The following is an 11,715-nucleotide window of genomic DNA, read 5'->3' on the forward strand; positions in this document are numbered from 1 at the left end:
TTAGCTGTTTTTTCGTTTTCCTATTAATTTTGTTACAGAGAGCATTGTAATTGGTAAAGAATGATTCTTTCGAAATGCTAAATACTTTCCACTCCATGCAGGTTTGTATTTTTCTTTAAAATGTCGTAAACCGCTGAAGCTATATGTGTAACGAACGTTATTAAATATTGCAGCAGCAACTCGTTCAGACCAGAACGATTGCGTTGATAAACCGACATTTGAGAGTGGTGCCATACCAATATTAAAGGAATGGTATTCATTTTCTTTTGCCCAGTGGAATAAGTGGATAAAAATTGCATCCATAATTCCGCTAGGGGCATCTGGATAATAACGCATTAAATCAACAGATAATATGCCACTTTGATATACTGGCATAAAGGTTGTGAATGCAATGATTTTTCCTTCTGCATCAGATAATGTAGCGATAGGGGCACGACTAATATACTCACGATCGAAGTACCCAAGTGAAAATCCTTTCTCTTTTTTTCCGCCGAGCCAAGCATCAGAAACTTTCTTTAATTCCTCGTATAATTCGTCTGAGAATGGTGGCTGATGAATAGAGAATGTATAACCTTCTCGTTCAAAACGGTTGAAAGTGGCTCGCATACCAGCACGTTTCTTTCCTGTTATTGTAAACGTATTTAAATCAACGACAGCCTCTTCACCAAGTTTAAAGAAGTTGTAGCCAAAATCGTGGTATAAGCTCATCCATTTGCTTTCAATTTGATAGAATACGCAAATATACCCAAATCGATCAGCTTCAGTTAAAAATTCTTGCAACACAGTGCGATAGGAGGATGGATCACCAATTGGATCACCTAGTACAACAAGACGTTTTCCAGTAATTGAAAAGAGAAGAAGTGCTTTTCCGTCACTACTGAAGAAGAACTGCTTATCTCCTAAAAAACCTAAATGACTAAGTACATTCCCGCCATGTTCATCTAAGAAGTTTTCTAACCTTTTATCATTAGCTGGTTGCCCGGGAAATTGACTACGGTAACGATTGGCAATTAGTGAGCCGATAAGTAAAAAAGTAGGAACGAAAAAGGCTGCTGCTAATGCACTTCGTTTAACTTGCGTAATATTTCGAACGACAAAATCAGGTTGGAACGCTTCTTTTGCACCCGCAAATAAAATACCTAAGTTTTTATATAAATATAGCGTAAGTAATAAGAAGATAAATACTTTTACGATATCAGAAAGTGAGACTTCCATTTTCTCGCGTATAAATCTTTTACGAAGCATATACAACACAGCAAGTACGATTAATAAAATAAAGGTTTCTTCAATGTCAATTCCTTTTAGGGTATTAAAGATTGCTGCTCCAATTAAAGAAACAATCGTCATATAGTAAGAACGCTTTGTTCCATAATATATGCCTCGCGAAAGAATCAGGAGGAGAATACCGAATGTTAATGATAAGCTAAAAGAAAATTGAATAAGGTGCTTTGGAGCTAAAATATGTAAGGCGTGAGCTCGATTTATACTAGTCGGTAAAATTGTTGATAGAATAACCATTAAGCCAGCGAATACTGTTAAAGCGGCGGATGCCCATGAACCTAATTTCCCTAAAAAATCACGTTGTAAAGTCCAAATTACACCAGTTGTTTCTAACGCAGGTGCAATAAATGGTTTATCTTCAATTTTTTTTATGGCAGCTCCTGTCATTTCAAAGGCTGCAAAAATGAGACCTAGGCAGAATGGTAAGATGTAATAGACAAGTCGGTATAATAACATAGCAGGTAGTAATACGCCTGTATCAACGCCGTATTGTCCTAGTCCAGTTAAGAAAACAAGGTCAAATGAACCAAGGCCACCAGGAACAAGACTTACGACACCAGCTAAAGCAGCAATTACGTAAACACCTAAAAACTTTTGAAATTCGATATCAATTCCAAACAATATTAAAATGACGTACATAACGATACCGGCAGATACCCACTCGACTAATGAAACTAATGAATATAAAACAGTTGGATTTTTCTCTTCTTCTTCTTCCTCTTGTCCGTCTAGCTGTTTTGTTTTTCTATTTTTAATTTTAGAAAACCCAATATATATAGGAACGAAAAGAGCAAAGAAGATAAGAACAGGCCATAACCACGGTTTTTCGTGCAGAATAAAACTAGTGTCTAATATTCCAATAAGGCCGAGGAATGACAGAATGGCTAATCCGTTAATAAAAGCGGTTGTCATCCAAGCAATACTTTTAATAAGTTTTCCATTATCTTTTATATGCGGACGATATAGCATTGTACGTACACCGGCACCAACAAGACCACCAAAACCGATAAATCCATTTAAAGTGTTGGCAATCCATGAGATGCGGAAGATCTTTTGTACAGGTATATCTGCTTTTAAGTAACGAAGCATAACAAAGTCATAAAAGAACATTGTTGAAACGGCAAATGCACCGAGTGTAATCGCTAAAAATACCCCACCAGTTGGAATGTTTTTAATTGTTTCAATTGCTTCTAAAAAAGAAATGCCTGCTAATTCTTTTTTAGCTTGAAAGAAAACAATTGTTAAGACAACAAATGGGAAGATTATTTTCCCGATTTGTAAGAAACGTTTCCATGAAAACGACATAAATACAACTCTCCTTGTGTAAGAAAACTGAGACAATAATATTATTATGACAAACTTCAAGAAAAATAAAAAGGTAAATTCCTGTATAGGGAAGCTATTTTTTATATAGGTTATATTTAAAAGAATATTTCGTTTATTAGAAAATTGAGTTAAGATAAGGTGAAAGAAGGAAGAGAGGGGAAGTAGATGATTATAATAGGTTATGCAGGATATGAGTTAGAAAAAGCAAAACCGAATACATCAGAAGATTTTTTTAATAGATCTGAAGTAACATATATATTAAATAATCAAGAGAAAACCTTTTCTGTCTTATATGTTCGATATTTTGAAGAAATTTTACAAGAAATCATCCCTTTTGAAGGAAATCCAGTTTATAAAGTAGAAGAACAAGACGTATATTTACGAGATATTGTAGCGATCGCTTGTTTAGTGAAGGATAAAGAGCTACGCGCGCAGAAGCGCTTGTATCTCAATGAAGTAACAGACTTTCAACGATACTTTGATGAGGGAACAGTGGTGAAAGTACAAGAAATATTAGCTGAATTACATAAAAATAAAAGAGTAGAAATAGCGTAAAACGGCAAAGGAGAGAGAAGCCATGTCTAATTTGATGGTTGAAAATCAAACAGAACAAGTTTCTATATTTTTAGAAGATGTAATTTCCTTGATAACTAATTATGTAAATTATCATACGTTACCTTCTTTATTGGAGGAGACACCAACAGGAAACGAGCAATACTATAAAGGGATATTAGCATCAATAAGAAGACTTCTTGTTTTTTGTGAAGAAGGACTTGATGCATGTTTTGTTTTGTTGAATAGCCAACCATTTCGAAAGACCGCAGCTGAAACAGTTTTATATAAGATTTACCATCAAGTAATTGCAGAGTTTTTTTCGCCAAAGAATGATCATTGGTATGAAAATAGTCGTTCTGCTTATACAGGGAAAAATTCTATTGTTTTTCAGCAAATCCCCCCTGGATCTATAGAACGAATGATGAAGGATTTAGAAGGGAAATTTCAATTGATGCGTGAAGAACTAGAATATTATGAGACAGATTACCAAACAAAAATGTTGCACAAATATTAATTAAGGAAAAGAAGCTAAGGATACTTAGCTTCTTTTCCTTTTGTCCAGTTATATAAGGGATTTTAATTGAATATAGTTAAAGTGGATAGCATCAAGGAGGTGTGACATGAGTCAGCAAGGTGTATTTACAGATTACTTTCATGAAGTAGAAAGCTGGTGTGAAAGTGTTCTTCAAGTATTAGATAGCCGTGCAATGGAAGTGTATGATGTCCATATGCTTGCTTATAAAATTCAAACGTTATTAGAGCGTATGAAAGAGCATGAATACGACACAGATGCTGAGTTTATGTATGAAATAAGTGATGATGTAGAACATATTCAACACCATTTACAGGAAGTATTTATGCAAGAAGGAGAGGAATATGAACTATGTGAAAGAGGGGATAGCGAACGAGCTGTTCCGATTGGGGGGCATACCCTTCCGCCATTACCTTATCCATATAATGCGCTAGAACCGTACATTTCACGAGAAATTATGATGTTACACCATGATAAACACCATCGTAGTTACGTGGAAGGATTAAATAAAGCAGAGAAGATGATGGAAGAAGCGAGAAAAACAAATCAATTTGATTTAATTAAGCATTGGGAAAGAGAAGCGGCTTTTCATGGATCAGGTCATTACTTACACACGATATTTTGGAATAACATGAAAAAAGATGGTGGTGGAAGTCCGAGAGGGGCTTTTTCACAACAAATTGAGCAAGATTTCGGAAGTTTTTTACGTTTTCAAAAGCATTTCACGGAAGCCGCTTCTAAAGTGGAAGGTTCAGGATGGGCAATTCTTGTATGGGTACCCCGTTCAGGAAGGTTAGAAATTTTGCAAAGCACGCTTCATCAATTGTTTACACAGTGGGATACGATACCACTCCTTGTACTGGATGTATGGGAACATGCGTATTATTTACAATATCAAAATCGAAAAGATGAATATATTAAAAATTGGTGGAATGTTGTAAATTGGCCAGATGTAGAAAAGAGATTTGAAAGTGCGAAGCAAATTGAATGGACACCGTATTAGACGCATATCTCATGCGTCTTTTTTAGTGGAGGTGGAAGGAAGATTTCGTTCATATTTTAAAAGGCCAAGCATACACTTGTACAAAAAGTGCCAAAAGGACGTGGGGGGGAAATATGAGACGAATTTGTATAATAATTACGCTAATTATAATGTACGCAAGCGTTATGCCAATTCCTGCATATGCAAAAATGAACGGTGGTGTCAGTGCTCGTAACGCAGTCTTAATGGAACAACAATCCGGTCGTGTGCTATATGGGAAATTAGAACATGGGCCACAAAAAATTGCTAGTATAACAAAAATTATGACAGCATTGTTAGCTGCTGAATCAGGAAAAATGAAAGAGTTAGTATCGGTTAGTAATGAAGCGGTACGAGTAGAAGGATCGGCAATTTATTTAAAACCTGGACAAAAAGTTAAGTTAGAAGATTTAGTTTACGGATTAATGCTTAGATCTGGTAATGATGCAGCACAAGTAATTGCTGAAAATGTGGGAGGGAGTATAGAAGGATTTGTATATTTAATGAATGAAAAGGCGAAAGAAATCGGAATGAAAGATACGCATTTCTCAAACCCGCATGGCTTGGATGGGGATGGATCGCATTATTCGTCGGCTTATGACATGGCATTATTAACGAAATATGCAATGGGGAACGAGACCTTTAAGAAAATTTTTGGAACAAAAACGTATAAATCAGATTCTTGGGATTATCCGTGGAAAAATAAACATAAGCTTGTGACATCTTATTATGAATTTGCAACAGGGGGAAAGACAGGTTTTACGAAGAAAGCAGGACGGACGCTTGTCACAACAGCTTCAAAAGATGGATTAGATTTAATTGTCGTAACTTTGAGTGCTTCTAGTGACTGGGATGATCATATGAATTTGTTTGATAAAGGATTTGAACGCTATAAGCAAGCGAAAGTTTTAGGACAAGGCGCACTCGCTGAAATAAATGAAAAGAAATATGCCAATCATGTTTATACGAAAAATAGTTTTTCTGTACCTTTAACTGAAGAGGAAAGAAAGAGCGTGTTATTGAAAGTTGAGCTCGATAAAAGTGCAAAACTTACGGATGGAGTAAAGATTGGGAAGACAGAAATTTATGTAGGGAACGAGAAAGTTGGAGAACGAAATTTGTTTTACAGTAAACGAAAGTTAGTAGCTACAACAGGAATGTATTGGAATAACGTAAAAGAAATCTTCTCTTACATGATAGGTGTTGGGATAGATGGTTAATCTCGTATGGGCAGCGATGGCAGTTATAGGGATTGTGTATGCCATGATAAATGGAACGATGGAAGAAGTGACCAAAGCAGTGTTTGAAGGGTCAAAAGATGCTGTAACGATTTGTATTGGACTTATTAGTGTTTTAGTATTTTGGCTCGGTTTAATGAAAATTGCTGAGGAAGCTGGATTGTTAAAGAAGTTAGTATCACTTTTTATGCCGATAGTAAAAAGATTATTTCCAGAAATACCGAAGGATCACCCGTCAATGGGATTCATTTTATCAAATATGATGGCGAACTTTTTTGGGTTAGGTAATGCAGCAACACCTTTAGGTATTAAAGCAATGGAACAACTGAAAGAGTTAAATGGTGGAAAGGATTCAGCAAGTCGTTCTATGGTGACGTTTCTAGCATTAAATACTTCAGCGATTACATTAATTCCGACTACTGTCATTTCGATTCGAATGACTTATGAATCAGCAAACCCTACTGAAATCGTTGGCGTAACATTTATAGCACAAGTGTTATCGATGATTGGAGCGATTTGGATTGACCGCTATTTTTACCGGAGAAGGAGTAGAAAGGGGCGGAAAAAATGAGTATTGTAAATACAATTTCATTATGGGTAATTCCTTGTGTAATTGGTTTTATCCTTTTGTATGGCACGATAAAGAAAGTTCCAACGTACGAATCGTTCGTTGAGGGCGGAAAAGAAGGGATTCAAATTGCGGTTTCCATTTTGCCGTTTATGGTTGGAATGCTTGTATCTATTTCTATTTTTCGGGCATCAGGTGCTTTAGATGCGATGATATCGGTAATGAAGCCGATGTTAGACTTTATTCATGTACCAGCCGAAATCGTTCCACTTGCACTTATACGTCCGATTTCGGGATCTGCTGGTTTAAGTATTACGACCGACTTAATCGCTACATATGGGCCAGACTCGTTTATTGGTAGGTTAGCTTCAACGATGCAAGGTAGCACAGATACGACTTTTTATATATTAACAGTATACTTTGGGGCTGTCGGTATTAGAAAAATGGGAGATGCATTAAAGGTAGGACTTTTTGCAGATTTAATCGGAATTATTTGTTCAATTGTGTTTGTTTCCCTATTGTTTCGGTAATGCTATTCATTTTTTGCGCTATTTAGCTTATAATACGTATACGACCACTATTAACGTGTAGTTTAATAGTGGTTTTTTTATGCGGTGTTTTTGACAAAATGATGAACTTTTATCGTGGACAACATGAAAAAGTGTAAACAATAATAAAGGGTGAAAACGTGATATGCCTTTAGACGTTTATCATCATTGCTATGTTGTTAAAGATAGGCGAAGTAAATGGCATAAAGCTTAGGCGGTTGCCAAGTCTTTCTAATGTAAGGTAAGATAAATTTGAGGTGAAAAAAAGAAATGGAACGATTACAAAAAGTGATTGCGCAAGCAGGTATTGCATCGAGAAGAAAGGCTGAGGAATTAATTCAGCAAGGGAAAGTGAAAGTTAATGGGAAAATAGTAAAGGAGTTAGGAACAAAAGTAACTCCTCAAGATAAAGTGGAAGTAAATAACATCCCTCTTGAAAAAGAAGAACCTGTTTATTTTTTACTATATAAACCAACTGGTGTAATTTCAAGTGTATCAGATGATAAAGGAAGAAATGTTGTAACAGACTTTTTCCCTGAAATTAGACAACGTTTATTCCCAATCGGACGCTTAGATTATGATACGTCTGGCGTATTATTGATGACAAATGATGGTGAATTTGCAAATGTATTAATGCATCCGAGATATAAAGTTGAAAAAACGTATGTTGCGAAAATTAAAGGGCCATTAACAGGTGAGAAAATTCGCATGTTAGAACGAGGTGTTGCATTAGAAGATGGGAAAACAGCACCAGCACAAGCGAAAATTATTTCTTGGGACAAGCGTAAAGAGATGGCAATTATACAATTAACGATTCATGAAGGACGTAACCGTCAAGTACGCCGCATGTTTGAAGCGTTAGATTGTAAAGTAATGAAATTAAAACGTGAACGGTATGCCTTTTTAGAAGTGGGTAGCTTGCGTCCTGGCGATGCAAGAGAATTGACACCACATGAGGTGAAACAATTACGTGCATTGGCTTCTACAAAGCCTCGCTAATCTATATTGTGAAACTTTCACCAGTGGAATGCTCCGCTGGTGATTTATTAAAAAATACATATATTTATCACTCGTCGAAGAGAGGGGAGACAACATGAAAAAAAATCGCTTATTATTTCGTGTTATCATTTTGCTCATTTTAAGCGGTGCGGTAGGGTTTACGCTATATCAAGGGTTTTTTACTGATAAAGAGAAAATGCAAATTGGAAAAGAAGCACCTAACTTTGTTGTAACTGATTTAGAAGGAAAGAATATTGAATTAAAAGATTTAAAGGGAAAAGGTGTATTTTTAAATTTTTGGGGAACTTGGTGTAAACCTTGTGAAAAAGAAATGCCTTATATGAATGAATTATATCCAAAGTATAAAGAAAAAGGCGTTGAAATTATTGCGTTAGATGCAGATGAAACAGATATTGCTGTTAAGAACTTTGTGAAACAATATGATTTGAAATTCCCAGTTGCTATTGATAAAGGAACAAAAATCATAAGCACATATGGGGTAGGACCATTACCGACAAGCTTTTTGATTGATAAAGATGGAATAGTAGTCGAACAAATTATAGGTGAGCAAACGAAGGAACAATTGGAAGAGTACTTAAAGAAAATCACTCCATAATTAAGAAAGCCTTTACATAAGAGGTGCTTACGTATAGCGCCTTCGCTTTAAAAATTCTGAGTATTGCGGTAACTCTAGGCTGGAATATACAATAGTACATATAGATAAAAGGGCGGTGAGAGCTTTGAAAGAAATTAAGTGTGAATGTGGACATGTTAATCCGATAGGAACCATTTTTTGTGAAGCATGTGGGAAACCATTTGAAAGTAATGAAAATATAAAATTATTGGATATGAGATATGAGGGGAGTGCTCGGAGATCTCTCACACATACAAAAACGATAGTCGATAAAATTTGGAGTTTTTTCTCTTCTGTAAAAGTAGGTGTATGGTTAATCGTAATAACTTTAGCTTCATCGGCAATAGGAACTATCTTTCCCCAAGAAATGTACATAACTCCAGGAATCGAACCAGCTGAATATTATAAGACCGAGTATGGATTTTTAGGACAATTATACTATCAATTAGGATTTAATAATTTATATGGATCATGGTGGTACATGATTTTAATTGCTTCCATTGGTATTTCACTTGTTATATGTAGTTTAGACCGTGTCATTCCTCTTTATAAAGCTTTAAAAAAACAAGGGGTGAAAAGACACCCAAGTTTTTTGAAAAGACAGAGAGTGCACGGGACTGGTACGCCGCATGAAGGTGACTTAGAACGAGTTCAAATTAATTTAAAGAAACGTAATTATAATGTAAAAGTGGAAGACGGGAACGTTTTAGCGGAAAAGGGACGTTTTTCACGTTGGGGTCCATATGTAAACCATATTGGTCTTATTATCTTTCTATTCGGTGCAATGCTACGTTTTTTACCGAGTATGTATGTAGATGAAGCACTTTGGTTACGTGACGGTGAAACGAAAGAAATACCAGGAACAAATGGTCAATACTATTTGAAAAACGAAAAGTTTATAAAGGAAGTTTATGATAAGAGTAAGGATAAAGAAGTTTTTGATGAAGCAATTGATCGTGTTGGTGATAAAATGATTGCGAAAAACTTCCAAACAAATGCTGTATTATATAAAGCGGTAGGAGAAAATATAGCGGGTCAAAAACCAAAATTAGAAAAGGTAAAAGAAGCTGAAATTCGAGTGAATGAGCCACTGAAATTTGATCAATTTGCTGTTTATCAAGTGGATTACAAAGAAAGTGAATTTAAAAGCATGTCTTTCCATTTGCAAAACAAAGAAAATAATCAAAAGTTGGGACCGATTAAAGTAGATTTAGCGAATCCTACAGAAAAATATGATTTAGGAAATGGGTATTCTCTAGAACTATTAAGCTATTTTCCTGATTTTTATTTTGATGAGAATGGAAGGCCGAATACGAAAACAAAATTACCGAATAATCCTGCATTCGTCTTTAAAATGTTTACCCCGGAAACACCAGATGGTGAAGTTAGTTTCGTCGGTATTCAGCAAAACATAGAGCCTGACGGGAATAATAAATATAAAATGTCATTTGCAGGTGTGGAAATGCAAAATGCAACAGCTCTTACAGTAAGAAAAGATTTGACGCTTTGGATTCTCGGTATTGGAGGATTTATATTTATGGTTGGTGTGATTCAAGGTATGTATTGGAACCATCGCCGTATTTGGATACAACGCGTTAATGATGAATGGTGGATTGCAGGACATACGAATAAAAATTGGTTCGGTTTAAAGAAAGATATTGAAAGAGTACTAGAAGGTACAGCAATTCCGCAGCCAAGCGATAAAGTAGTGGATAAAAAAATTAGTTAAGGTGGGGAAACGATATGGTGCAAATAAGTAGTAACTTTCTCTTTACCGCATTTATTTTATATTTAATTGCAACTCTATTTTTTGGGGGAGCAATTAAAGAAAAAGGTCATAAATGGGCAAATATAGGAATAACGATTACAATTTTAGGGTTTATTGCACAAACAGTATATTTTGTTACAAGATGGATTGCATCAGGACATGCACCAGTTAGTAACTTTTTTGAATTCGGTACGTTTTTCGGCATGATGCTTGTTGGAGCATTTATTGTCATGTATTTTATGTACCGCGTAAGTATAATTGGACTCTTTGCATTACCAGTTGCGCTTTTATTAATTGCATATGCGAGTATGTTTCCGAGGGAAATATCTCCGCTTATTCCATCTTTAAAAAGTAATTGGTTACATATTCACGTGACGACTGCAGCAGCAGGACAAGCAATTTTAGCAATTAGTTTTATTACGGGCGTTATGTATTTATTGAAGAATGTAGATCAATCAACGAGAAGCAAACGTACATTTTGGTTAGAAACGGTAGTGTTCACACTTGTTTGTACAGTTGGTTTTATTGGAGTGACAACGGTATTTTCTAGTATGAAATATGAAGCGAAGTTTCAATGGGTTGATAAAAATGAACAACAAGTGGAAATGAAGTACAATCTTCCGGCTTTAGTGGGACCGCACGAAGGAAAGTTATTGTCAGAAAATAAATTAGAGCCGACAGTTGAAGTTCCGGCGATTGTAAATGCGAAAAAATTAAATACAGTAATTTGGTCTGTGTTAGTCGGAACATTGCTATATGTCGTATTAAGGCTTACATTACGTAAACGAGTATCAGCGGCGCTTCAGCCGTTAGTGAAAAATACGAATAGTGATTTGTTAGATGAAATTGGATATCGCTCTATTGCAATTGGATTCCCAGTTTTCACATTAGGTGCATTAATTTTCGCCATGATTTGGGCTCAAATCGCTTGGACGCGCTTTTGGGGTTGGGATCCAAAAGAAGTTTGGGCGCTTATTACTTGGCTCTTTTATGCTGCGGTATTACATTTACGTTTATCTAAAGGATGGCATGGAGAAAAATCCGCCTGGCTTGCAGTGATTGGTTTTGCAATCATTATGTTTAACTTTATTGTAGTAAACTTAATTATTGCGGGTTTACATTCATATGCATAGAGAAATAAAATAGGAGAGTGTATGTCACTTTCCTATTTTATTTTTGTCAAATTTTCTTCTTTTTTGAGAAAAACATGACAAAGTAGCGGTTGATTCTGTAAAATGATGTCGA

11 protein-coding genes are annotated in these 11,715 nt (G+C 35.6%); 10 read left to right on the top strand and 1 reads right to left on the bottom strand.

The window, feature by feature from the left end; all coding sequences use genetic code 11:
* Entirely contained in the window at window positions 1-2,586 is a 2,586-nt protein-coding gene (gene mprF, locus MKY70_RS07770) for a bifunctional lysylphosphatidylglycerol flippase/synthetase MprF (protein ID WP_002030726.1), read from the bottom strand.
* A 186-nt stretch (window positions 2,587-2,772) separates the two neighbouring features.
* Between mprF and MKY70_RS07775 the strand changes: the two genes are divergently transcribed.
* The 10 genes from MKY70_RS07775 to resC all read left to right on the top strand — a co-directional run bounded on the left by MKY70_RS07775 (window position 2,773) and on the right by resC (window position 11,603).
* A complete protein-coding gene (locus tag MKY70_RS07775; protein WP_002030727.1) occupies window positions 2,773-3,162 on the top strand; it encodes a hypothetical protein in 390 nt (129 codons plus the stop codon).
* A 22-nt stretch (window positions 3,163-3,184) separates the two neighbouring features.
* Window positions 3,185-3,676, top strand: a complete 492-nt coding sequence (locus tag MKY70_RS07780; protein WP_002086668.1) for a YpuI family protein — start codon at window positions 3,185-3,187, stop codon at window positions 3,674-3,676.
* A gap of 106 nt (window positions 3,677-3,782) precedes the next feature.
* On the top strand, window positions 3,783-4,697 hold the full coding sequence (locus tag MKY70_RS07785) for a superoxide dismutase (protein ID WP_002030730.1): 915 nt from the start codon (window positions 3,783-3,785) through the stop codon (window positions 4,695-4,697).
* A 113-nt stretch (window positions 4,698-4,810) separates the two neighbouring features.
* Window positions 4,811-5,935, top strand: a complete 1,125-nt coding sequence (locus MKY70_RS07790) for a D-alanyl-D-alanine carboxypeptidase family protein (protein ID WP_088030877.1) — start codon at window positions 4,811-4,813, stop codon at window positions 5,933-5,935.
* Window positions 5,928-6,524: a spore maturation protein SpmA gene (spmA, locus tag MKY70_RS07795; protein WP_002086662.1), complete on the top strand. Its 597-nt coding sequence runs from the start codon at window positions 5,928-5,930 to the stop codon at window positions 6,522-6,524. Before MKY70_RS07790 ends, spmA begins: the two co-directional genes overlap by 8 nt.
* Window positions 6,521-7,051, top strand: a complete 531-nt coding sequence (gene spmB / locus MKY70_RS07800) for a spore maturation protein SpmB (RefSeq protein WP_002086660.1) — start codon at window positions 6,521-6,523, stop codon at window positions 7,049-7,051. The genes spmA and spmB overlap by 4 nt, the downstream gene beginning before the upstream one ends.
* Before the next feature lie 288 nt (window positions 7,052-7,339).
* The gene (gene rluB, locus MKY70_RS07805; protein ID WP_044438007.1) at window positions 7,340-8,068 is read left to right on the top strand and encodes a 23S rRNA pseudouridine(2605) synthase RluB; all 729 of its coding nucleotides are present in this window, start codon (window positions 7,340-7,342) and stop codon (window positions 8,066-8,068) included.
* A gap of 94 nt (window positions 8,069-8,162) precedes the next feature.
* A complete protein-coding gene (gene resA, locus MKY70_RS07810; protein ID WP_341023863.1) occupies window positions 8,163-8,684 on the top strand; it encodes a thiol-disulfide oxidoreductase ResA in 522 nt (173 codons plus the stop codon).
* Between the two features lie 124 nt (window positions 8,685-8,808).
* Window positions 8,809-10,431: a cytochrome c biogenesis protein ResB gene (gene resB / locus MKY70_RS07815; RefSeq protein ID WP_341023864.1), complete on the top strand. Its 1,623-nt coding sequence runs from the start codon at window positions 8,809-8,811 to the stop codon at window positions 10,429-10,431.
* 14 nt (window positions 10,432-10,445) lie between these two features.
* Window positions 10,446-11,603 (top strand): cytochrome c biogenesis protein ResC, encoded by a 1,158-nt coding sequence (gene resC / locus MKY70_RS07820; protein WP_088030880.1) that lies wholly within the window; start codon window positions 10,446-10,448, stop codon window positions 11,601-11,603.
* The last annotated feature ends 112 nt before the right edge of the window (window positions 11,604-11,715 follow it).

The sequence above is a fragment of the Bacillus sp. FSL R9-9492 genome (genome assembly GCF_038007365.1).
Classification (GTDB): Bacteria; Bacillota; Bacilli; order Bacillales; family Bacillaceae_G; genus Bacillus_A; species Bacillus_A mycoides.